The sequence below is a fragment of the Belliella alkalica genome, assembly GCF_022549785.1.
GTDB lineage: Bacteria > Bacteroidota > Bacteroidia > Cytophagales > Cyclobacteriaceae > Belliella > Belliella alkalica.
Genome location: NZ_JAKZGO010000013.1, coordinates 20,366 through 46,069, shown reverse-complemented (window position 1 = coordinate 46,069; position 25,704 = coordinate 20,366). Strand labels below are relative to the sequence as shown.

The 25,704-nt window shown below is 38.7% G+C and carries 15 protein-coding genes; 3 read left to right on the top strand and 12 right to left on the bottom strand.

The genetic code is table 11. The annotated features are described in order from the left end of the window. Positions 1 to 108: 108 nt before the first annotated feature. The 3 genes from MM213_RS14710 to MM213_RS14700 all read left to right on the top strand — a co-directional run bounded on the left by MM213_RS14710 (position 109) and on the right by MM213_RS14700 (position 5,859). On the top strand, positions 109 to 1,338 hold the full coding sequence (locus MM213_RS14710) for a metallophosphoesterase family protein (RefSeq protein ID WP_241413462.1): 1,230 nt from the start codon (positions 109 to 111) through the stop codon (positions 1,336 to 1,338). Next, positions 1,335 to 4,367 (top strand): SbcC/MukB-like Walker B domain-containing protein, encoded by a 3,033-nt coding sequence (locus tag MM213_RS14705; protein WP_241413460.1) that lies wholly within the window; start codon positions 1,335 to 1,337, stop codon positions 4,365 to 4,367. The genes MM213_RS14710 and MM213_RS14705 overlap by 4 nt, the downstream gene beginning before the upstream one ends. A 484-nt stretch (positions 4,368 to 4,851) precedes the next feature. Beyond that, positions 4,852 to 5,859, top strand: a complete 1,008-nt coding sequence (locus tag MM213_RS14700) for a glycoside hydrolase family 43 protein (RefSeq protein WP_241413459.1) — start codon at positions 4,852 to 4,854, stop codon at positions 5,857 to 5,859. A 286-nt stretch (positions 5,860 to 6,145) separates the two neighbouring features. Here MM213_RS14700 and MM213_RS14695 read toward each other — a convergent pair whose 3' ends face one another. The 12 genes from MM213_RS14695 to MM213_RS14640 all read right to left on the bottom strand — a co-directional run bounded on the left by MM213_RS14695 (position 6,146) and on the right by MM213_RS14640 (position 25,389). Further along, positions 6,146 to 7,294 (bottom strand): aldose epimerase family protein, encoded by a 1,149-nt coding sequence (locus MM213_RS14695; RefSeq protein ID WP_241413457.1) that lies wholly within the window; start codon positions 7,292 to 7,294, stop codon positions 6,146 to 6,148. Between the two features lie 12 nt (positions 7,295 to 7,306). Then, positions 7,307 to 8,005 carry an L-ribulose-5-phosphate 4-epimerase gene (locus MM213_RS14690; protein ID WP_241413455.1) on the bottom strand — a complete coding sequence of 233 codons (699 nt, stop codon included), beginning with the start codon at positions 8,003 to 8,005 and terminating at the stop codon, positions 7,307 to 7,309. An 84-nt stretch (positions 8,006 to 8,089) separates the two neighbouring features. Then, positions 8,090 to 8,467, bottom strand: a complete 378-nt coding sequence (locus tag MM213_RS14685; RefSeq protein ID WP_241413453.1) for a four helix bundle protein — start codon at positions 8,465 to 8,467, stop codon at positions 8,090 to 8,092. A gap of 93 nt (positions 8,468 to 8,560) precedes the next feature. After that, positions 8,561 to 10,225, bottom strand: coding sequence for a ribulokinase (locus MM213_RS14680; RefSeq protein ID WP_241413451.1), 1,665 nt, complete (start codon positions 10,223 to 10,225; stop codon positions 8,561 to 8,563). A 121-nt stretch (positions 10,226 to 10,346) separates the two neighbouring features. Next, positions 10,347 to 12,311: a glycoside hydrolase family 97 protein gene (locus tag MM213_RS14675; protein WP_241413449.1), complete on the bottom strand. Its 1,965-nt coding sequence runs from the start codon at positions 12,309 to 12,311 to the stop codon at positions 10,347 to 10,349. 20 nt (positions 12,312 to 12,331) lie between these two features. Continuing rightward, entirely contained in the window at positions 12,332 to 13,879 is a 1,548-nt protein-coding gene (locus MM213_RS14670) for an alpha-N-arabinofuranosidase (RefSeq protein WP_305037289.1), read from the bottom strand. Positions 13,880 to 13,922: 43 nt separating this feature from the next. Next, positions 13,923 to 16,274, bottom strand: coding sequence for a glycoside hydrolase family 127 protein (locus MM213_RS14665; RefSeq protein ID WP_241413447.1), 2,352 nt, complete (start codon positions 16,272 to 16,274; stop codon positions 13,923 to 13,925). 6 nt (positions 16,275 to 16,280) lie between these two features. Then, positions 16,281 to 17,786, bottom strand: a complete 1,506-nt coding sequence (locus MM213_RS14660; RefSeq protein ID WP_241413446.1) for an arabinan endo-1,5-alpha-L-arabinosidase — start codon at positions 17,784 to 17,786, stop codon at positions 16,281 to 16,283. Between the two features lie 21 nt (positions 17,787 to 17,807). Beyond that, the gene (locus MM213_RS14655; protein ID WP_241413440.1) at positions 17,808 to 19,403 is read right to left on the bottom strand and encodes an alpha-N-arabinofuranosidase; all 1,596 of its coding nucleotides are present in this window, start codon (positions 19,401 to 19,403) and stop codon (positions 17,808 to 17,810) included. A 24-nt stretch (positions 19,404 to 19,427) separates the two neighbouring features. Then, the gene (locus MM213_RS14650; protein ID WP_241413438.1) at positions 19,428 to 20,426 is read right to left on the bottom strand and encodes an arabinan endo-1,5-alpha-L-arabinosidase; all 999 of its coding nucleotides are present in this window, start codon (positions 20,424 to 20,426) and stop codon (positions 19,428 to 19,430) included. A gap of 273 nt (positions 20,427 to 20,699) precedes the next feature. Next, entirely contained in the window at positions 20,700 to 22,256 is a 1,557-nt protein-coding gene (locus MM213_RS14645; RefSeq protein ID WP_241413436.1) for a RagB/SusD family nutrient uptake outer membrane protein, read from the bottom strand. A 31-nt stretch (positions 22,257 to 22,287) separates the two neighbouring features. After that, positions 22,288 to 25,389, bottom strand: a complete 3,102-nt coding sequence (locus MM213_RS14640; RefSeq protein ID WP_241413433.1) for a SusC/RagA family TonB-linked outer membrane protein — start codon at positions 25,387 to 25,389, stop codon at positions 22,288 to 22,290. Positions 25,390 to 25,704 lie beyond the last annotated feature (315 nt).

Here is a 25,704-nt window from a genome sequence, read left to right as displayed (position 1 = left end):
AATTAATAAAATTGTACTTGGAACAGAAGCACCAAGCTGATAACTTTAAATTCAATTACGAATAGATTTAGAATATTTTCATTAAAATCTACAGAATACTTTTCAGCTATGATCAAAATCCTACACACAGCAGATTGGCACCTAGGCAAAAGATTACAGGACTTCTCCAGAATGGAAGAACAAAAACTCGCCCTAGAAGAAATCATCCAAATCGCAGATGAACAGCAAGTTGACCTTGTTCTGCTAGCTGGTGATATTTTTGACAGCTTCAATCCCAGCCATGAAGCGGTGGAATTACTCTACAAAACACTGAGAAAACTATCCAAAAATGGAGAAAGACCGATCATCGCCATCTCTGGAAATCATGACAGCACGCAATTCGTCGAAGCACCAGATCCACTTGCTCGGGAAATGGGCATCTTTTTCTATAGCAGGTATGACTCCATCATTCCTGTTGGTAAATTGGAAAATGGAATAGAAGTCTTGAATTCGGAATCAGGATTTGTCGAAATCAAACTTCCACAACACAGCGAACCTATCCGCATCATCCTAGCACCCTATGCCAATGAAGTTTTACTCAAGACCTATCTAGGTGAAGAAGATCGGGAAAATGAAATGCGAAATATCCTTGCTAACAAGTGGCAAACTTTAGCTGACAAATACTGTGATCAGAATGGAATAAACCTATTTGCCGGACACTTTTTCTTTGTCAAAGAAGGTGAAAAACCAGAACCTGAGCCTGAAAGTGAACGCCCAATTTTGCATGTGGGGGGAACACAGGCGCTTTACACTTCAAACATACCCTCTGAAATCCAATATGCTGCCCTTGGTCATTTGCACAGATACCACGCCGTAAGCAAATCCCCTGTTCCGGCAGTATATTCAAGCTCTCCACTTGCCTATTCATTTAGCGAAGCTGATCAAGAAAAAAAGGTCGTAATCATCCAAGCAGAACCTAACAAAGATGTGGACTATGAACCAATTACACTCAAAGAAGGGCGTCCTTTGTTCAGAAAGCGATTTGAAAATCTTGCAGATACTTTATCTTGGCTTGAAGAAAACCCATATTGCTTTGTGGAAATCACCTTTGCCACGGAGCATGCGATCGATGCTGCTACGCGAAAAGCCATCATGAAAGCTCACGATGGCATTGTGAACCTGATCCCCGAAATTCTCAACCCCAAAGGCCAAGAAAGTCTCAGCCTAAAAGTCGAAGACCTTGGCAAAGATATGGTGACACTTTTCAACATGTATTACAAAAGTGAAAAAGGTCAGGAACCCAACACTGAACTAATAGACATTTTTAAGGAAGTAATCAGCCAAAACGAAGATTTATGATCCCTATCAAACTGGAAATACAAGGACTTTACTCTTATAAAGAAAAGCAAACAATAGAATTTGACCAACTGACAGCTGCGGGTTTGTTTGGGATTTTTGGAGCTGTGGGAAGTGGAAAATCATCGATTTTGGAAGCTGTGCTACTTGCTCTCTATGGAAGCACTGAGCGACTTTCGGATCGAGGTGAAAAAAACAGTATGGTCAATCTTCAAAGCGAGAGTTTATTGATCAATTTTGAATTCAAAGCAGGGAAAAACAACAGGAGCACCTACATCGCAAGATACAGTGCCAAACGAAATCCCAAGAAGTTTGATGATGTCAAGCCAGCCGAACATACTTTTTATCTCAAAAATGATTCAGATCTCGAGCCCCTTACTATTCGTGGGGAAGAAATTTTGGGAATGAAAAAGGAGCATTTCAAGCAGACTGTGATCATTCCGCAGGGGAAATTCAAGGAATTTATTGACCTTACTCCTGGCCCAAGAGCTGAGATGATGAAGGAATTGTTTGGACTGGAAAGGTTTGACCTAAGTCATAAAACCGGCAGTCTTCTGAAAAATGTCATGCATAAAAAGACAATTCAAAAAACACATTTGGATATTTTGGAAGGCTACACAGATGAGCTTTTGGAAGAAAAAGAAAAAGAAATCAAACGCATAGCTGATCAGGCAGGTGTTTTGGAAAAAGAATTTCAAATAGCCGATACCACTTTCAAAAAACAAGAACAAATCCAAACGCTATTCCTTTCCTTACAAAACTTCCAAAAAGAATGGAGTGATTTGGAAGCCAAAAAACCCGAAATCGAAGAGAAAAAAACAGTCTACAAGGATTTTCTCAAAGCAAAAACTTATCTCAAACCTGTCTGGGATCAAATCGGAGAGAAAAATAAAGAAATTGAAAAACACAAAGTGAGCCTAATTGATTGTGAGCGATTCAGGGAAAACTATATTCAGGAAATCAAACAAAAAGAACTGGAAGAAGCTGACTTAAAAGAAAAAGCAAACAAAAAATCAGAAAGAGAATCCAAGATCAGAGACTTGGAAAAAGTCAAAGAAATCCAAGAAATCCAACAACAGATTAAGGAATCTGAAAAGGAAATTGAAGTAATAGTGCCCACACTTGAGACAAAAAAATCTGCTCAACTAGCGCTAGAAGCTAAAATAAATTCTCTGGAAGAAGAACTGGACAAAAATCAGATCCCAGATAGCAATCAGCTTGCTGAACTCAAAAGTGCAGTAAAAGACTGGGAAACGTGGACAAAATCCAAAAAAGACTCCAATGCGCAAATCGAAGATCTGGAAACTTCTGTACTAAGTCTCCAAAATGTCATTTCTTCAATCATAGATAAAATCCCTCCCCAAGAATCTACATTCGATTCGTGGATGGCGACTCTGAAAAATAAAATCAAAGACCTTGAAATCGAAAGAAATAAACTGACTCAAAAGAAAGGACTTAATGCACATATTCACCTTTTGGAAGATGGTAATCCATGTCCTCTTTGTGGATCTTTGAGCCACCCAAATCCACTCAGCGATGATGCTGAAGACCATTATTTTTCTCAAATAGAATCCGAAATAGAAAAGACCAAAAACCATATAGAGGAAGTAATCACCCTTTCTCAAAAACTTGCAGAATCCAATTTCAAAAAAGAAACTTTCGAGCAACAACTTCAATCAAAAAAATCTGATCTTCAAGGTTTTGAAAATCAAATCAAAGACTTGGAGCAAAGTCTTAAGCAACAAAAGCTTGATGATATCCAAGCTGTAAGAACTTTTCTCCAAAACACTGAAAACGAAATCGAAAAACTTAATAGTCGGAACAAACAGCTTAAAAGTTGGAGAAAAAACTGGCAAGAAGAGAAAGGCAAGCTCGAAGCAGATGATCAAAAATACCAAGAGCTAAAACAAGGACTACTGACACTTCACTCCCTTCAAAACTCAAAAAGAAATGACATTAAGGACTTGGGGTTTTGCCAAGCCTTTTTCGAAAAAGACGCGGCAAGTATCCTCCTTACTATCCAAAAGGTCCAAATGGATATTGACAAAACAGCTGACCTTCTAAATGGTATCCAAAAAGTGTTGGTTGAAATTCGGGCTAAGCAAGCTACTAATTTAGCTAATCTAGAAAACTCAAAAAAATCCCTCAAGGACGCTGAGCATAAGATTCAAGAACTCAAAGCACTATTTTCCCAACTCAAAAACGAACATGGCTTTGAAGATGAGGAGAAATTATTTGAGCTTTTCCACCACAGACTAGATGCAGACAAAGTTGAGATTGAGATTAGAAATTTTGAACAGAGGGTTCATTTGGTAGAAACTCGGATAGAAGAAATCCAAAAAACAGAAGGCATCAGTAATTTCAACCAAAAATCATTCGAAGAATTGAAAAACACTTTGGATTCAAAAACAAAAGCACTGGATGCCATCAAGAAGGAGTTCACACTCTTGGATAGAGAGATCAAAGAAAGTGTAGAAAAGCTTGAAGAAAAAAAACGGATTCAGCAAACTTATGGAAAGTTGGAAAACAGGGAAAGCAATCTGCGAGAACTGGAAAAGCTCTTCAAAGGCAGTGGATTTGTGAAATACGTGAGCTCGATCTATCTCAAGGAACTCTGCAATACTGCAAATATCAGATTCAACAAACTCACCAAAAACAGCCTGAGTTTGGAAATTGATGACAATAACACTTTCTGGGTTATTGATTACCTCAATGGTGGCAAAAAAAGGCTCCTCAAAACCCTTTCCGGTGGTCAGACATTCCAAGCATCATTGTGTCTCGCTTTGGCTTTGGCTGAGAAAGTCAAATCTCTTAACGAAGCAGATCAAAGTTTCTTCTTCTTGGATGAGGGCTTCGGCGCTTTGGATAGGAATTCCCTCAGAGTAGTCTTCGAAACTCTCAAAGCCCTACGTCACGAAAACAGAGTTGTTGGCATCATCTCCCACGTCGAAGAGCTTCAACAAGAGATCGAAGTCTATGCAAAAATCGAGTTGGATGCAGAGAAAGGCAGTCAGGTAGGATATTCTTTTTGAGATTCAAGATGTGAGACAGCGAGAGGCGAGAAACAAAGAAGCAGGATTAAAGAGACGAGACAGAGAACAAGCAAGACAAAGAGTGTTCGGCCACTACGTCACCTCGACGGGAGGAGAGGTCTCTTCACTTGGACTACGAGACATTTAAGAGGATGGAAAAACAAGAAAAAAAGTGTCTAGTAATTTCAAAACATAACTACATACTTTATTGAGAAATTTTACTCAACATATTGAGTAAATTAAATAAATACAATACATTTCATTTATTTACAGATAGTTACAAAAACATTTTTAACCAAAAAAGACAGACTAATATAACCTATAATACCTATTGACAATTGACTAATATTAATGAATTCAATTAGAAAGTATTGGCTTAGGTGAAATTTCAGAGAATCATAATTTTTAATTGTATTTTTTACACTTATTTATTTATATTGCTTGTGAATAAATAAACCTTAATAACAAAACACCCAATGGGACTATGAAAAATTTCAAAGGAAAAATTAATTTAGCCTTAGCAGGATTAGCATTGGCAACAGCAGCATGCTCAGAGCCTACAGTTGAAAACAACAACCAAACTGAAAAAACAATAGCATCAGATAGAGTTGGAAATCCAATCATCACACACAAATACACAGCAGATCCAGCGGCATTAGTACATAACGACACAGTGTATTTATATGTAGGCCACGACGAAGCGCCTCCTCGCAAAGAGTTTTACGAGATGCACGAGTGGCTGATCTTTTCCTCCACTGACATGGTCAATTGGGAAGAAAGAGCTGCTTTGAATGTGGTAGAAACATTTGAATGGGCATCTGGAGATGCTTGGGCAGCCCACACGATTGAGAAAGATGGTAAATTCTATTGGTTTGTAACAGTCACTCACAAAGAAATCCACGGCAAAGCCATTGGAATAGCTGTTTCAGATTCCCCTATTGGTCCATGGAAAGATGCACGAGGCTCTGCACTGATCACCAATGACATGACAACTGATACAGAAATCAGCTGGGATGATATAGATCCAGCGGTTTTTATTGATGATGATGGAGAAGCTTATGTTTTTTGGGGAAATACAATTGCCTATTGGGCAAAATTGAATCCCAACATGATTGAACTTGATGGTCCTATCAATCAAATCCCACTTCCCAACTTCACTGAAGCACCTTGGGTTCATAAAAAGGGAGATTGGTACTATCTGACTTATGCTTATCAGTTTCCGGAAAAAACTGCTTACGCCATGAGCAAAAGCATCACAGGCCCTTGGGAATATAAAGGAATTCTAAATGAAGTAGCAGGAAACTCAAATACAAACCACCAAGCTATCATTGAGTTTAAAGGAAAAGACTACTTTATCTACCACAATGGAAGTATCCCTACAGATGGCAGTAGCTACAGAAGATCTGTATGCATAGACTATCTTTACTACAATCCTGATGGTACTTTGAAAAGGGTGGTGATGACAACTGAGGGGATTGATCCGGTTATGTAATTTTAGATTTTAGATTTTAGATTTTAGATTTTAGATTTTAGATTTTAGATTTTAGATTTTAGATTTTAAAGGGGATAGCTTGAATTAGTGGTACAGTCTGCCATTAAAAAATGAATTAGAGAACCAATTTATGCTGGTACTCAGCCAAATTTCAAATCTACCCTCTTCCCAATTTATATGAGGACTAAAATCATTCTATCCATAAAAAGAGGTGATCAACAAAAAAAAAGGTAGATCTAAGGTTGGTATTATATCCAATCTAAAATCTACCTTTTTAAATCTAAATTTATTTAACACCAAAATGTAATTCAATCTTGTGGCTATATTTCTCTCCTGGATTTAGTCTTGCTGAAGGGAAAGAAGGCTCGTTTGGAGCATTTGGGAAAGTTTGTGGTTCTAAGCACAGGCCCATGTATTGGGAGTAAGTGACACCTTTGGTGGTCAATTTTCCATCAAGAAAATTCCCTGAATAAAACTGTACCGCTGGAGAATCTGCATACAACTCCATTAATCTTCCTGAACCTGCATGATATAGCTCAGCCATCTTGGACATTTGTCCATCATGCTGTTCTTTTACTACATAATTGTGGTCGTATCCTCCCTCAATTTCTGAAATCCTTTCGCCAATTGCAGTCGGAGTATTGAAATCGAAAGGTGTTCCTTTGACTTCTTTCAGCTCACCTGTCGGGATCAGTTCATCATCAACGGGAGTATATTTGGCAGCATTGATTTTCAGCTCATGTCCCAAGATATCTTCTTTCATTGCACTTAAGTTGAAGTACCCATGATGCGTAAGATTTACAATAGTTGGTTTATCTGTCTCTGCTTCAAAACTGATCAAAAGTTTATTATCCTCCGTCAGTTCATAAATTACAGTTGAAACCAATTTCCCTGGATAGCCTTCTTCTCCATCAGGACTGCTGTAGGTTAGTTTGACTTTCATAGACTCTTCCCCTTCAATAAATTCAGCATCCCAGTTTTTCCGATTAAATCCAAATTCCCCACCGTGCAGATGGTTATTTCCATCATTGGTCGTTAATTGATAGCTTGTACCATCGATTTCAAACTTGCCTTTTGCAATTCTGTTCGCATATCTTCCAGCTGTGGCTCCTAGATAATAATCATTGGTGTCATAACCATCAATCGATTCGTAACCAAGAACGATATTTTCGGATTTCCCATCTTTGTCAGGAACCATCAATTTGGAAACAACAGCACCGAAGCTGGAAATTTCCACCTCCATACCGTTTCCATTTTCCAAATGAAATACTTTGGCACTGTGCTCACCTACAGGCACTTGCTGCACATTGACTTTGAATTTGATTTCCTTAGTTTCTTCTACCTTTTCCTCAGATTTTGGAGCAGAACAACTATACATTCCAATCAGGAAAGCTGACAGCAATAGAGCAGCTGATTTAAAATTTGTTTTTTTCATAGGTTTGGGTTTTTAGCAGCCTTGACCATAATAGGCATCTTTACCATGTTTACGCTTATAGTGCTTTTTGATCAATGCGTCTTTAAGTCTTAATGCATTTGGGTTGATTTGTAGTGTAAGGTAAGCCATTTTTGCCACCTCTTCAAGCACTTTACTGTTGTAAACAGCTTTTGATGCATCTTTTCCCCAGGCAAATGGGCCATGACTACCTACAAGAATCATTTCCACTTCTTTTGGGCTTAGATTTTTTTCTGCAAAACAGTCTAAAATCTGCTGACCTGTATTGTATTCGTAGTCTCCTTCGATCAATTCATTAGACATGGGAGGTGCACAAGGTATATCTGCTGTCAAGTGATCAGCATGTGTAGTCCCAAAATTAGGAACATCCATGATAGCCTGCGCCCAAGACACTGCATAGGTAGAGTGTGTGTGGCAGATTCCACCAATATGTTCCCAATGTTTGTAAAGAAATGCATGGGTTTTCGTATCCGAAGAAGGTCGCATATTGCCTTCCACAACTTTTGCATCAAAATCGACAATTACAATATCCTCAACTTTCAATTCTTCATAAGGCACACCGCTCGGTTTGATGGCAAATACGCCATTTTCCCTATCCACTTGACTGACATTTCCAAACGTATAGACCACCAAATCCAATTGTGGCAGTTGCATGTTTGCCTCGTAACAGGCTTGTTTTAGTTCTTTATACATGATTTTATTTTAGATTTTAGATTGTAGAATGTAGAATGTAGATTGTAGATTTTAGATCTAAGATTTAAAATCTACATTCTAAAATTATTCAAAACGATTATTGTCTTTTTTGTTATTAGAATTCAATCTGTTTTTGACCGTTTTTAGGCTTGAAACAAAGATTGCTGTTAGTTCATTCGCTTCTTGAAGTTGTTTAGAAACATCGACCCAACCTTTAGCTTGAATTAATTCCAACCAATAACCACTTTCATCTGCTTCCTCCAATACGATTTGTAGCTTTGAAATAAACTCTTTGTCACTTCTAGCTCTACATACTGCTCTGTAGTTAGCCCCAACTGAAGTAGATGATTTAGCAAGTTGGTAAGATATGATCTTTGCTGATGCTGAATTTGGAAGAGAATCAACAATGTCAATTACCTCAAGAGCAAATCTCTTCGTCCTTTGTTTAATTTGATTTTGCATATTGTAAAAATTAGAAATGAAAAATGTAGAAAGTAACATAAAAATACACAATCTACATTTGCTAATCTAAAATCTACCCTGTAAAATCTAAATTTACTCCCCTTCTATAAGCTTGCCAAATTCCACATACTCAGCATACAATTTCGCGTAAACAGGGACATTTGCTGGGATTGGTTCATATACTTTGTCAAAGCCATTGCTCATCGCTTTGATAGCAGCTTCGGTGTTGGGATGGATACCAGCGGCTACGGCAGCATACATGGCTGCACCTAAGGCAGGGGCTTGTTCTGAAGTAGCTACCTTGATCGGCATGTTCAACACATCTGCCAAAGTCTGCATTACTAATGTTGACTTTTTGGCGACTCCACCTAGACCAATTACAGCATCTATCTGCACACCTTCCTGACGGAACCTGTCGACAATGCTCTTTGATCCAAAACTAATCGCTTCTACCAATGACTTGAATACTCTAGCGGCATCAGAACCCATATTTAGGTTTCTGATAGCACCTTTCAATGCCTGATTGGCATCGGGGGTTCTTCTACCATTGATCCAATCAAGGGCCACAATTGTTGATTCAGATACTGGGATTTTAAGCGCATCCTCTGAAAGCTTGACGATGATTCTATCTTCAATTTCTGCTATCAAGTTATCTTTTTGCTCCTGAGTGATATGGTCAGAATTCTCAATCAACGCTATGGATGGCTTTATCACCAAACTTTTGAACCATGCCAAAACATCTCCGAATCCAGACTGCCCAGCTTCTAGTCCAATAGTGCCAGGAATCACAGAGCCATCTACTTGACCGCAAATGCCTGGAATCAATTTATCACCAAGTGTTTCTTTGTTCGTCACCATTATGTCACAAGTCGATGTTCCCATCACTTTGATCAGTGTGTTTTCCGTAATCTCACCACCAACAGCACCTGCATGGGCATCAAAGGTCCCAACTGCGATAACAGTATCCTCAGACAAACCCAATTTCTCAGCCCATTCTTTACTTAAATTTCCAGCGGCTTCATCAGAAGTAAAAGTATCAGAATAAAGTCTATCTTTCACCTCTGCCAGATATGGATCAAACTTACCCAAGAATTCTTTTGGTGGTAGCCCACCCCAGCTTTCATGCCATAGCGCTTTGTGACCTGCGGCGCACCTGCTCCTTTTGAATGTCAAAGGATCTGTATTACCTATCAACTGTGCTGTGATAAAATCACAATGTTCCATCCAAGAATATGCAGCATTTTTCACCGCTTCATCTTCTCTTACCACATGTAGAATTTTTGCCCAAAACCATTCCGAGGAATAGATTCCTCCTTCATACTTTGTAAAATCCTCTCCTCCCCAGGTTCTTGCTACTTCATTTATTTCATCAGCTTCTTTGATAGCTGTATGGTCTTTCCAAATGACCATCATGGCGTTAGGGTTTTCTGCAAATTCCGGCTTTAATGCCAAAGATTGACCTTTTTCATCGACCGGCATAGGTGATGATCCTGTGGTATCTACACAGATTGCCTTTACTTGTGATTTATCAATATCAGCTTTTGCTAAGACTCCCTTGATTGTCTCTTCTAAACCTTCAAGGTGGTCCAAAGGATGCTGTCTAAATCTATTGGAAACGGGATCACAGTATTTTCCGGCTTTCCATCTTGGATACCAATAGACATGGCTAGCCAAACAATTACCGTCAGCTGTATTCACCAAAACAGCCCTGACAGAATCAGAGCCATAATCTAGACCAATTACATAATTATCATTCATGTGTTTATATTTTATTTTTTCATTAGTCACATAAAATCTCGCATGGCTTTCCCCAATATTTATTGGGAAATCACTATTTGTGATATTTTTTCATACTCGATTTCACTTCACATATTTTTTTCTAGTTCTTAAAGTAGAGTACAAAGCCTCCATTTGCTTTCATATCAAATTCAACTTGCTCATCATTCGCTAGGTCTTCTACTTTCCAAGATTGATCATCAGCGTCTGAAATTAAAGTTGCATTTTTGGGAGTAATACCTAATTCCTGGAAGTTAAGTGTTACTTTTTTGGCACTATCCTGTGCATTGATGCCTGCTAAGTACCAACTGTCACCACTCCTTCTCGCCATTATTGCAAAATCCCCAGGAAACCCATCTACAAATTTCACTTCATCCCAAGCAGATGGCAATGACTTGAGAAATTCTTTTACTTGAGGGTCTTGTAAAGCCATTCCTTCCGGAGACTCAGCAAAATGTTGCACTCCTGAATAGAACAAGACAGAAAGTGCCAATTCAAATCCTTTTGATGACCTTCTTTCAATCCCAGGGATTTCATGCAAAGACATTGGTGTGAAATCCATAGGATCAAAAACATTTCTAGTAAATGGCAAGATAGCCATGTGTCGAGGTGCTTCATCAGCAAACTCTTGTTCAAAGGTTATCATTTCAAAACCTTTGACAGCTTCAACTGTAACCAAATTTGGGTAGGTTCTATGCCAACCACGAGGAAGTGTCGCCCCATGAAAATTCACGATAAGTCCTACTTTTGCGGCATCTTCCAAAATATCGTGGTAATACTGCATTACACTTTGCCCGTCTCCACCAAAAAAATCAATCTTCACCCCTTTTACTCCCAAATCTTTGATTTTTTGAAATTCTGACATACGCATCTCTCGTGTCAGCAATTGGCTTTTTGGGGTGTAAGGAGTTGTGTTCCAATCACCAGCTGAATTGTACCACAATAACAAACCCACCGACTTACTCTCCGCATAAGCTGCCAATTCCCCAATTTTGTCATAGCCAATATTTGTGTCCCAATTCACATCAACCAAACAGTATTCCCAGTTCATGTCAGCAGCATAATCAATGTGTTTCTCTTGGATATCATAGTAGATTGATTCATCTTTTCCCAAAGCCCAACTCCAAGAAGCTGCACCTGGAATGACAAAACCAAAATCCAAATCACTTCTTTGTGGAATAGCAAGGTCAGTTCCCAAAGTGGATTCTACTATATCTTTTAGGCTACCAATAGCCAAAATCCTCCATGGACTTTCCCACTCACCGCTTGCCGTTGGAAGTACATTTCCTTCAAAAATCCTTTCTTTTTCCGACGGATAAATGATTCTGTATTCACCATTTGGAGAATCTGGAGCCAATCTGCTCGCAGCATGATTTGGTTGAATGCCAGTTTCTGAAAGCAGCAACCAAGTATCTTCTGTTTGAAATAAAGCTGGGTAAATCCACCCTGAAGCAATCGGAGAAGGCGTACCTACAGAAACTCCTTTTTGATAAGACTCTTCATAAGAAGGATTGGTTTTTTCCCAACCTGACTTTGGATCAGCCATAGGTTGAATCCATGCTTTGGCTGAGGCTTTGAAATTAAAAGTTGTCTTTTCTTCCAAAAGGGCCACTTGCTCTTGGCCCAAATCTGGGAAAACATATTTGAAAGCAAGACCATTGTCAGAAACGCTGAGAACTACTTGAAACTGATTCCCTGCTACATTCTTTAAGACAATTGTAGTTTCATTTGCGTTGTATTCGTGGCTTTTTTGTTTGCCATGAATCAAATCATAACTGTCTTTTACTTTTTTAGCATCCGATACAGATACCAATTCTAATCCTTGGGAAAAATCAAAATTTTCCCAAACCATTCCTAACTGTGACGATTCAAGGACTTTTTCCCCATCAAAAAACAATTCGTAATATAGTTTTCCATCTTCAAGGTTGATTTCAACCTTGGTTTTGCTATCAGGGCTAGAAAAAGATGTCTGCGGCTCCTTTTGGGAACAGCCAAAAGTGCACATGAATAGGACAGCCAATATCAAGGACTTTGTTGAAAAATGGATTTTTAGGACTATCATATTCATGTGCTTGGTTTTTGATTCTCTTATTTTGCTCTTAGCATTATGATTGAATTCGCTGGAACAGAAACTTTAAGGTTCTCTTTGTTCAACTTGAAATCTTTGAAAGCAGCTTTTTTCACTACTTCTTTGTTTTCAAAAGTATTGTGTGAGTTGATGGCTGGTGCTGTAATGTATTCAGCTGTGATATTTTTTGCATCAATTCCTCTCAGCACAACGTCAAGATCGATTTTCTTATCAGGATTGATGTTGGCAATACTGATATTTACCGTTCCATCTTCAGATCTGGAGGTGGACACATTTAATGCTTCCATTTTTTCTTTTCCAAAACTCACCTCTTCAGACTTCAAGTCGTGTGACAACAAAGTTGCATCCTTGTGAGGCTTATATAGATCAAAAACATGGTAAGTTGGCGTCAAAATCAAGTCTGTTTCATTTGTTAAAATAATTGCTTGGAGCACATTGACGGTCTGAGCGATGTTTGCCATGTGCACACGGTCAGCATTTTTATTAAAAATATTCAATGAGATGGCTGCGACGTGTGCATCTCTCATCGTATTTTGCTGATAAAGAAATCCTGGATTTGTTCCCGGCTCCACTTCAAACCAAGTTCCCCATTCGTCAATGATCATTCCGATTCTCTTTTCAGGATCATATTTGTCCATGATAGTCCCATGACGCTTGATCAACTCATCTATAAAGGCTGCTTTTCTCAAAGTTTCAAGATAAGTTTCTTTGTCAAAATCTGTAGCAGACTTTTTGTTTTCCCAAGAACCAGCTATTGTGTAATAATGCAGAGACAATCCATCCATCATGTTCAATGGGATATTTTTCATCAAGACCTCTGTCCAATTGTAATCCCAGTTGTTTGCACCACCAGCAATTTTATAGAGTCTGTTGCCACCATAATTTCTGGCATACGTAGCATACCTTCTATATTCATTGGCATAGTATTCTGGAGTCATGTTTCCTCCACATCCCCAGCTTTCATTTCCAACGCCCCAATATCTGATACCCCAAGGCTCATCTTGACCATTTCTTTTTCTCAAATCAGCCATTGGACTCACCCCATCAAAATTGATGTACTCGATCCACTTGGACATTTCCTCTACAGAACCACTCCCTACATTCCCTGTGATATAAGGTTCTGTACCGATTTTTTTGGCGAAATTCATAAATTCATGCGTTCCAAAAGAATTATCCTCTGTCACGCCACCCCAATGGGTATTGACCATTTTCGGTCTTTCGGCAGGATCTCCAATCCCGTCAGTCCAGTGATATTCATCAGCAAAACATCCACCTGGCCACCTTAAATTTGGAATCTCCAGATTTATCAAAGCCTCCATTACATCTTTTCTATAGCCATCTTCATTAGGGATATCAGAATCAGGACCGACCCAAATCCCACCATAAATACTTCTTCCCAAATGTTCTGCAAAGTGTCCGTATATATGCTTGTTGATTTTGATATCTCCTTGATCCGTATTGACGATCAGGCGGTTTTGAGCTAGGGAAAAGAAAGAAACAAGCATTGCTGCTAGCACCATTATCCCTTTTAAGCTTTTTGTCTTCATGTTTGTATAATTATAGGTTTATGTATTTTTCTTTTGTTCAGTTTTATTTCAATAGCCTGATATAGTGGACTTTCTCTGTCTCCTTACCATCAATACTTTCAAACTTCAATTCGATTTCCTTAGCTTGAATCTTGGAAAGATCGTAATCCCTTTCCACTAGTTTATTGGCTTCCTCTAGAGAAAATTTCTCAGTGACTAATGTTGTCCCGTTGATCACCACCTTAAAAGGGTTCCCATCACTCCCAGTCAAATAAGAAACTCTCAATGTTTTGGCGGCTTCTTCAGGATTTTTCAAAACATATTGGAAAGTGGATTTGGTACTTCTCCAAAAAAGTCCATTTTCCTGACCCGTAAGGCTACTTACAGCTTTGAAATTATGTTCAGATTCTGGCTGCTGTTCACCTGAAGCAACTTTATCTATTGTGAGTGATTCGAGCTTCAATATCAATTCGTCTTTTGATTGAAGATCATTTTTGAAGCTTTCGACTTCACCTTCACTTAAGATAGGCCAATAGACCTGATAGCGGCTTTCATGGATTGTATAGAAAGGAATAAGGCTAACTGACTCAGTGTTGGCATGGAAGTCGTTTTTCGCCAAATAAAATTTAAATTCATCATTTGCTTTTGTAGGCAAAACAATTTGATCTTTCTTCTTCAAAACATCAGTCTGAAAGATCGGATACATTTTCCCCATTGCAACATGTCCCATCCTGCTGTCATCAGCAAATAAGCCTTTCAACTCATCTGTGCCAGACTCCGCTGCCAAGACCATTGGTCCATGAACGAAAGATGCCCATGGAGACCCATCAGCCAAATATTCAACTTTTGTATGCATTGGTAAGGACACACTTACTTGGTCTTTGGATTTCCATTTTCTGGAGATGATAACATATCCATCATTTGATAATGTGACAGGGAAATCTTTTCCATTGACTTTCACTTTCATTTCACCTCCTTTGACCCAATTTGGATACCTGATTTTGAGGTTGAATTTCTTTTTGCCTTTGTGGTCAAATTTTATGGTAGTATTTTCTGAATAAGGAAAAGTTGTTTCTTGAGTCAGTTTTACATCCTTTTCTTCCCAGTTCAATTCAGAAGCTATAAATAAATTGACAAATAAGTCATCATTTTTATGTGCATATATAACCTGACCATATTTGGCGTGATTCTCCAAACCGGATCCTACACAGCACCAAAAATTCTCATGTGGCTGCGAATACACTCTGTAATGCTTGGGACGCATGGGTGTGAAATAGACAAAGCCACCTTTGTCAGGATGCTGAGATGAAAGAATATGGTTAAACAATGCCCTTTCATAGTAATCAATGTACTTTCTGTCAGGACTGCTTTCAAACAGCTTTTCAGAAAGGCGCATCATGTTGTATGTATTACAAGTTTCTGGTCCTTGATCGGAAGAAAGCATAGATGAAAAATCATCTTTCGGGTGAAAATGCTCCCTTACGCTATTCCCACCTATAGAAACAGACCTTTGATTAACCACATTTTCCCAAAAATAGGTAGCAGAATTATTCCACTTATTTTCTTCAGAAAGCTGGGCTATTCTTTGAAACCCAATAACTTTTGGGATCTGAGTATTGGCATGCATTCCCGTCAAATTATCTTCTTGCTTAGCCAAAGGATCCAAAATGATGTTGTGGGACATTTTCTCCGCCAAGATCAAGTATTTTTTGTCACCAGTCATGTCTGCTACATCAGCGAACACTTCATTCATACCCCCATGTTCACTGATAAGCATTTCCTGAAACTGTCCTACTGAAAGATCCTGGGTCAATTCATAAAACCAATCAGACAACTTGATAAGCATTTCTCTTGCATCTTGATTGCCTCCGATTAAGTAAGCATCTCTCAACCCAGCATAAATCTTGTGGATGTTATAAAGTGGGACCCATCTGTCGTTGAGAGAGAATCCACCGGCTTTGATCTTGCCTTCCTTTATTTCATTCCAGATCTTTTGACCATTAGGCACACCACCGAGGTAGCCATTTCCATTTTTTTGTTGAGCCAAATTCAGCTGCCCTACCATATAATCTAAACGACTCTTGATCTCGGAATCCCCCGTAGAAGCATACATCATGGCCAGTGCAGAAAGGTAATGTCCACCAATGTGCCCATCCAGCCCTGTATTTTCCCAGTTACCGTAATTCTCAGCTTTCCATTCTATCCCTGCATCTTTCATGTATGGAGCAAGAAGCCTATCTACATCCATTGCTAGAATATACTTTTTATCCACTTCCTGCGCTTGTTTGAAAGGGCTATCAAGCAATTTCACTTGGTCCAAAGGAAAAAACTGAACTCTGTCAGATTGCGCAGATGCTGATAATGAGCATATATAAATGATGAATAAAATGTAGATAGGTTTCAATGTGCTGAGCATAGTTTTCTATTTCTTTTTGGCCCAAATGGCCGTTCCTTCATTATTTAAACCAGTATAAATTATGGTTTCTTTTCTTTTCTCCCAATCATACTCGTTATCCACATAGACTTTATCTATGAAAGCACCATTTCCATAATTAAGAGTCAGCCATGGCTTTTCATAAGTCCAAACATTTCCAGAATCATTACCAATACTTCCATCTGCATTTAGAGTAAGATCAGCAGATACTTGAAGGTCTGGCAGGAATTGTTCTTCTGCATATCCTGGAACTATTCTATAGCCCAGAATAATCTGTTCCCAAGTCCCAACCAAATCATCTCTTTGGATATCTTTCATTGGTAAGTTTGCATATCGCTGAGGTGAGGCTACGGGCCATCCATCTTCTGTCCAGTATAATTTTCTGACATGCTTGATCATGTAAAACTTGTCAGCTGTAGGCCTCCCCTGATGTGCAATGTAGAATTGATCCCCATCTCTAAACACAGCATTATGAGCTACACCCTGCCAACCTGCATGATCTTGGAATTTATATGGAGCAACGATCATAGGTACATTATCCTGTTCTCCGTTCATGTCTAGACCATTGAAATCCAAAAATGGACCAGTTGGACTTGTGGATCTTCCTACACGAATATTGTACTTGGATTCCAACCAATCGTAAGATAGGAACATATAATAAAAGCCTGTTGCTTCATTATAGATCACTTCAGGAGCTTCTATATTTCCATTAATTCTACTACCAGTAAAACCTCTCTGAACAACCCTAAATCCTTTATCGTTATTAGTTTTTGCAAGTCCCGTTTCTGGATTTAGCTCCATCACATAGAGGCCGTCAAAAGCCGACCCGTAATACATCCAATGCTTTCCATCCTTATCAACTATAACAGCAGGGTCAATGGCATTTGTCATAGGAATATTGGTATTGGAAGTCACTACAAGACCTTTTTCTACCCAAGGACCTTCTACATTATCAGAAGTCAAAAGACCAATTGCACTTAGTTTGAATATAGAGGAAGATTGTGAATAATATAATCTAAATTCTTCTCCGATCTTGATAATATAAGGGGCCCAGACATTTTCAAAAGGCTCACCGCCATTTTGCCTAATATAATTTACTCCTTGTTGTGGTCTTCCACTGGTAGCCCAGCCTCTGAATTCCCAAGTCACTAAATCTCTAGACCTTCTTACCTGCATTCCTACTCTTGAAAGTGGCTGTCCATATGCCACATCTGTCCCAAAACTGTAAAACCATTCACCTTCTTTGATTACAGCAGGATCATGGGAATTGTATGGACCCCATTGATTAGCAAACTGAAATGAGGATATCTGTCCATAAAAATCCTGGATTTCGGATAGTGGCACAGGAATACCTTCAACAATGTTGTTGTTTACACCAGTAGGAGGTGGAGTGGTCACATCTGGCCTATCTTCTAAATTACCATCACAAGAAATTGATAAACCACTCAGAACAATTAAGCTGAGAACAAAATAAAATGGGGACTTGAACTTCATAGTCTTCATGTTTAATATTTGTTATTGCTTAATTTTTGCCTTGATCATTGTAAAGGAATGCGCAGGAAATGCATAAGTCACCTTCTCACCTTTTCCTTTTAGAGACTTTGCTTTAGTTTCCACATTCGTCACACCAAAGTCATTCATTGATTTTATATCAGGACCATTCACTTCATAGACTTCAAAATCACCTGTAAATTCACCTTCTATAGCAAGAATGTCAGTTGTAATTGCCTTGTCCTTATGTCTATTGACCACATTAATAATCAGTTCGTCACCCAATACTGTGGCTGAAACATCCAAGTATGGCACATCTTTCAAATCTGCCTTTTGCTCTCCAAGTCCAAGAGCAAAACTTCCAGTATTGTATTTTTCAGAATCCACAAATACATCCAAAGAAGTACCATGAGCATGCTGTGCAAACAAAGCCAAAGGATGATAAATTGTCTGCAAGAAAAGGCCTTCTTCATTCGTGAAAATCGGAGCTATTACATTGACAAGTTGAGCCATGTTTGCGATTTTTACCACATCAGCATTTCTGATAAATGCATTCAAAAAAGATGAAATTACCAAAGCATCTTCAAGATTGTATCTTTCTTCTAGTGCTATATCTCCTGACATTGTTTCAGAAGATCTCCATCGATACCAAATATTGTATTCATCCCAGGCAATATAAATCGGATCCCTATCACCTCGATCTGCTCTTGACATTGCTTCGTCGATAATGCCAGATACAAGTTTAGTCCTTTCTTCCAATACCAATGGAGATGCTACAAAAGCATAATAATTGTCATCGACATTCCCTACATACATGTGAAGGGCAAGGTAATCGACTACATTTTTCAGTTCATCAATCACAGTCTTGTTCCAAGCCATAGGATTTGCCCCAGGATAGAAATTAGAAGATCCAGCTGCTACCAACTTAATTGATGGATCTGTAAGCTTCATCAATTTACCCGCTTCTCTAGCTTTTTTTGCATAGTCTTCTGCATTCAAATGACCCATTTGCCATGGACCATCCATTTCATTTCCCAAACCCCAATAGGTGATTTTATGGGGCTTTTCATATCCGTGCTTTTTCCTAAGTTCAGCATAATAAGGACCTGACTCCACATTGGTATATTCCACCCAATGTTGGGCTTCTTGGATCGTTCCTGTACCAAGATTAACTGCAAAATAAGGCTCTGTATCCATCAATTTTGCATAATCCATAAATTCATTTGTCCCAAATTGGTTGGATTCTAGTCTATTCCAAGCGAGCTCTAATCGAGAAGGTCTGTCCTCTTTGGGTCCAACACCATCCAACCAGTTGTAATTGGAAACAAAATTTCCTCCAGGATACCTAGTCAGAGTGACGTTCAAACCTTGAACAGCCTCAAGTACATCCAATCTAAATCCATTTTCGTCTGACAGTGGATTACCTGGATCGTAGATTCCTCCATATACACACCTCCCGAGGTGTTCCACAAAATTTCCATAAATCTTCTTGTCAACTTCTCCAATCTTTCGATCTAGATCAATTTTGATCCTTGCATTTTGAGACAGGGCATCTTGAGAAATCCCGAAGACTGCCACTCCCAATGCTAGTGCTGAAGTAATTGTTTTTAATTTCATCATTAGGGTTTATTTTATTTCAATATCTTAGTTTTCTAAACTTACTATAGGCCAACCTTCGCTATCCCAATTCATTTCACGAATCAATAACTTGGAGCGACCATTGTCTTTGGCATCATAACCATGGAAAATCAAATAGTCTGTCCCTCCAAATTCATATGCTGAATTGTGGCCTACACCATGCCAGTCTTTATCGCCTTCAAGCACTAAAGTTCCCCCACCCTCAAACATGCTCACACCATCTCGGTCAAAGTATGGGCCTTGAACTTCTTTCGATCTTCCTACTACCATTTTGTAGGTACTATTTACACCCCTACAACAATAATCAAATGACACAAACAAATAGTAGTATCCATCTTTCTTGAAAATAAACGGAGCTTCAACAGCACCGTCTCCAGGATTTCTATCATCCAATTCGAATGACCGTTCTCTTCTTGAAATAGTGTACCAATCGTCAGGTCCGTTTTGAACGGTCTTCAAATCATCTCCTAGCCTGACTAGCTTCATACCATTCCAAAAAGACCCATAATTCAACCAAGGTGTACCTTCCTCATCAAAGACCAAGTTTGGATCTATCGCATTCCAAAGATCTCTTCCAGGAACTGATTGGATTACGATTCCTTGATCCTCCCATTTGAAATCGGGAGAATCAGGATTCAATGTCTTATTTTTTACCAAACCAATGGCAGAGGTATTTTTCGCAAAAGAAGAAACAGAATAATACAAGAAATACTCTCCTTCGTGAAAAGTAATATCTGGTGCCCATATATGATTTTTGAAGTCCGCTGCTACATCAGTAGCCCAAGTTGGAGGCTCAGGAAAAACAGCTTCTTCTCTTTTCCATTTTTTCATATCTGGAGAAGACCAGACAGCGATCCCACGCCCTGTACTAAAAAGGTAAAAAGTATCTCCTTCTTTGATCATAACAGGATCATGAACAGGGATTACTGTACTATATTCTTGGTCTTGCGACCAAGTAGTGAGGGAGATCAAAAAAGCCAATAATGTCAATAGTGAATTTTTCATTTTGGGTCTTGTTTATTAGGATGAATGATCACAAAATGACCTTTATTTCATACATGTTAGGTTAAAACTTTCTTCATCAATCTGAAGCCATATTTCCGAAACTGTAAATGTTATAAAATGGAAAAGAAAGAAAAGCTCTTATCCTATTGATCTCGCTTTCTTCCATTTTCCAAAATAGACTAATAGGTTTATGAATTTTATATAAGGCAAATATGATAAAGGCAAGGTCCGAGGTTTGAGCCTCGAACCCGCTTTTACAAACTATTTACCCTATTAATTATTTGCACTGTTTTGAGAAAGGTTCGGGTTGTTATCCAATTCGCCTTGTGGAATTGGCAACCATTGATTCCCTGGAGTGAAGGTGTTGAACTCTGAATCTCTACTTCTCAAGAAAGCAAGTTTGGCTGGATCTTCAAACCAACCCCATCTAACCAAATCATTGATTCTCTGTCCTTCAATCGCAAATTCCAAGAACCTTTCGTGAGCTATTTGATCTCTCATCTCAGCTTGTGACATACCTGGCTTGACAGTAGCCAAATCAGGAAGCTTCGCTCTATTTCGTACTTGTTGGATAAATCCGTAAGCTTCCGCAGTTCTTCCCAATTCATTCAATGCTTCTGCATGAAGCATCAAAATATCTGCGTATCTTAAAATACGGAAGTTGATCCCAGAACGAAATTGATCTTCTACCGAAGGTCCAAATCCGTCATTGGTATACTTTCTTGGATAGATTTCATTTGGAGAATAAGGCCACTCGTCATTGTACAATCTTGTACTATTTTCTGTAGGTTCAAAGGATGCTATTGTTGCCAAAAGTCTAGGATCCTTTCTCCCCTCAACTGTAAGTTCTTTGTGAAAGTCGTCATACAAAGTCCGAGTTGGCAGGAAATCGTTGAAACCATAACCTCTAGCTGCATAAGTCACTGCTTGAGCTGATACTTGAGTCCAGTTTGCGTTTGGGTTACCACCCCAATTCAATTCAGAACCACCTACTTCTGCTGGCGTTGCAAATTGTACTTCAAATAAAGATTCTGCGTTGTTCTCTGTTCTTGGGTCGAAATTGTCTCTATAATTTTCCATCAATCTATATGGTCCATGTTGCCCTCCAACTAATTCTGCGAATTGCTGCGTAGCTTCTGCCCATCTTTTTCTATACACCAACGCTTTTCCTAACATTCCCGTAGCTGCACCACTAGTAGCTCTCCCCACATTCCCTCTATCGGGACCATTTACATTTTGATAGTTTACAGGAAGATTAGTTTTAGCTTCAGTAAAATCTGAAATAATCTGATTCCAAATATCCTCTTCTGATGCTGAAGCAGGATAAAATTCAGATCTATCAGCAGGCAAGGTTGTAATCAAAGGCACTTCCTTATAGAAATTAGCCAAGTTAAAATATGCTAGTCCTCTTAAGAAATAAGCTTGGCCCAACACTCTGTTTTTGAGATCTTGATCCATTTCGATTGAAGGAACATTTGCCAATACTTGATTGGCTCTCCAGACCATTTGGTAATGTGCTTCCCACACCCATGCTACGGGTCCAGAAGTGGTAGGGATCGTGAAATTCGCTACTAACATCAAATCTGGCCATGGACTATCACCTTGTATATCATCAGCTCTTCCATCCATCAATGATGGAAACATTCTCATGTAGGTCCCATCAATCATCAAACTGTTGTAAATTGAATTCACAGCAGCAACTGCGTCAGCTTCTGACTGCCAGAAAGTCCCTGTAGTAGGGATATTAGGATTATTGAGATCCAATCTTGACTCGCAGCCAGCACTTGCCAACATTACTCCAGCCAAAAGGGAATATATATTTTTTTTCATGATTAGATTATTTTGGTTGTACTACTCGCAATTAAAATGAAACTTGAAGACCCAACATCATCGTTCGCGGTCTTGGGAATGATCCAAAATCAAATCCTGGATTGAATACACCTGAAGTAAAATCAGGATTGTAACCCTTATAAGCTTGGAAAGTAAATGGATTCTGAACAGAAGCATATACTCTCGCAGATTGGAATTTGGTCATGAATCCAGTTACTCTTGGAATTTTGTATCCAACAGAAACTGTCTGAATCCTAAGGTGTGTTCCATCTTGTAACCAACCTTTTCTATCTGAATCTCTTTGGTTTTGATTTGGATCACCAGCTACCAATCTTGGCCAAACGTTGCTTGGATTTTCCGGAGTCCATCTCTGAAGAATATCTTCATGACGGTTTGTGAAATCCATTGTCAACATGATATCTCTGTATTGTCTACTGTTGATCAAATATCCACCGGCTCCTGAAGCAAAAATTGTGAAGTCAAAGTTTTTGTAAGCTCCAGTAAAATTCAAACCATAATATACAGTTGGTAAACCACTACCAAGGTTAACCCTATCACCGGCAAAGTCTATTACCCCATCACCATTGATGTCTTCGAATTTGATATCACCTGGTGCTGTCCCAGCACTTTGAAAGGCGTGGTTGTCGATTTCTTCTTGGGATTGGAAAATACCAATCGCTTTATGTCCAAAGTGATGACCAATAGGAAGACCTACGATAGTTCTAGCTCCTGCACCAAATATTGGCTGATTATCACCTCCTAAGGCTAGCACTTCATTTTTAAGTGTAGTAGCATTTGCAGAGAGGTCAAATGTGAAATCTCCTGCCATTTTTCTATAAGTCAACTGAAATTCAAAACCTTGATTTCTCAAACTTCCTGCGTTTACTACTGGACTACCTGCAGCGCCTGTCGATGCCGGAATTGGCACTGAAACAAGGATATCTGTAGTGGTACTTCTGTAATATTCTGCTGTGAATTCGATTTTTCCATCAAATAGCGCTCCATCAAAACCGATGTTTGAAGTCGTTCTTGTCTCCCATTTGATATTTGGATCTACTTGCTGTGTCTGAATAGACCCTCTGACTACATCTCCTCCAAAGTTGTACAAAACGTTAGGATTGATTGTGGCAAAGTATAAGTAATCACCAATATTGGCATTACCCAACTGACCGTAACTTGCTCGTAATTTCAGGTCAGAAATAAAGGATGGAAGGGTAATGAATGATTCATTATGTATATTCCAGCCCAATGCTAATGAAGGGAAATTACCAAATCTGTTTGTTGGAGAAAACTTAGAAGAGCCATCTCTTCTTATAGTCGCTGTTAGCAAATATCTATCATCATAGTTATAATTCACCCTTGCCAACAAAGAAGCAATTGCATTTCTGAACTCAGAACCTGAAGCTTGCTTATTCACTCCATTATCCAAAACTGGGAAATTAATATCTATTCCTTCAGAATAGCCATTTCTATTGATAACTCCTGATTCTTGATACATCTGACCTGCCAAGACGTCAAGGTTATGTTTACCAAAAGTACCTTTATAATTGACTGTATTTTCTATCAATCCTGTAGACAAGATTCTATGTCCATCATCCATTCTTGATGTTCCGTCATTGAAGAAAAACCCAAGTCTAAATGCAGGAAGATATGCCAAATCCCTTACATGTGTCCTGTCATAGTTCAAATTCAACTTATAGGATAATTTATGGTTATCAAGATCTAATAACTGATATTCACCAAAAGCTGTAGCAAAAGTCCGATCAACTGTTGAATTGGCCGTGAACATATTATTGACACCAATTACATTTAATGAAATAGCTCTTTGCAAATCAGCTTCTGTACCACCATAACCTCCGAGGTTATTTGAATCAAAAATTGGCATAGTAGGGATGGCCTGCACCAAATCCGCGATTAGTGGCGGTCTATTTCCTGCCAATACATCTGGTCTAAATGTAAGCGCATCTTCATAAGAATGCGTATAGTAAAGAGAAGTCCCAACTTTCAATCTTCCTTTTTCAGAAAGTGTATTCATTCTCATCGAATACCTTTCATAGTTAGGGCCATTTCCGACAAGTGTTCCTCTATTTTCAAAATAATCCAAGGAGGCATTATATTGAGTGTACTCACCACCACCAGAGAAGTTTAAATTATGATTTTGTCTAAAACCATTTTTCAAACCTTCCTGCTGCCAATCAGTATCTATATCAGAGATAAACCTTGGATTATTTGGGTCATTTGCCGGAACTAGCGGTTGATTCCCATTTCTTTGAACTTCGTTGATGATCATTTGATAATCTTGTCTGCCCAAGACAGGGATTCTTTGCCAAACCTGGTCAACACCTACATACGTATTGTATTCCACTTTCAGCGGAGAATTTTTCTTTCCTTGTTTGGTCGTGATGATTACAACACCATTCGCCGCACGGGAACCATAGATCGCACCTGCAGAAGCATCCTTAAGTACTTGCATCGTCTCAACATCATTGGGATTAAAATCCCTTGGCGTAGTGCCAACCGGAACTCCATCAATAACATAAAGAGGCTGACCATTTCCAAAAGTAGAGATCCCTCTAATTCTTACACTTGGAAATGCACCAGGCTGACCATCTGAAGTAACCTGAACACCAGAAACCCTACCCTGTAGCATTTGGGCTACATCATTGGTAGAGAATTTCTTGATTTCGTCTGTGTTGACAACAGAAATAGCACCTGTAATGTCTGATTTCTTTTGAGTACCATATCCCACCACAATAACTTCGTCAAGATTGTTGATGTCTTCCTGAAGTGTCACATTAATGATGGACTGATTTCCAACAGTAACTTCTTGACTGGTGTATCCTACAAATGAAAAAACCAATGTAGAACTTTGGTCAGGTACAGAAATAGAAAAGGAACCATCAAGCTCGGTAGCAACACCTCTTGAGGTTCCTTTTATCAAAACTGTCACGCCAGGGATAGGTTGCTGATCTGTTCCTGATACAACAACACCTCTAACGGAAATTTCTGCAGCATTCTCGCTTGATACTGCATCATACTTTTCGATAGAATTTGCGAAACTCTGATTAAATGTAAAATTTACACCTAATAAAAGAAGCAAAGCTATCTTCAATTGTAAACTTTTTAGGTTCATAAAATTTAGGGTTTATTATTTTTCAAATAAGTAAAATAAGATTGTAATAGAGGAATTTCTTTGAAAAACAATGCTAACCAACTGTATTTCTGAAGATTATTGAACAAGCTTCAAGCTGTCTATCCGCTATTACAGTCGAATATTAGAGAATAAATTTTAAACTCACAAATATTAATTGTCTTTTTTACACTATTAAAATAAAAAGGGCTAAATAACTAGCTAAATTCATATTAGTAATATAAAATGATCAGATAATTAGAATCACTCAATGCCTATCACTCAAAAAAATCAAAACGTGAATACCTCAACATTAAG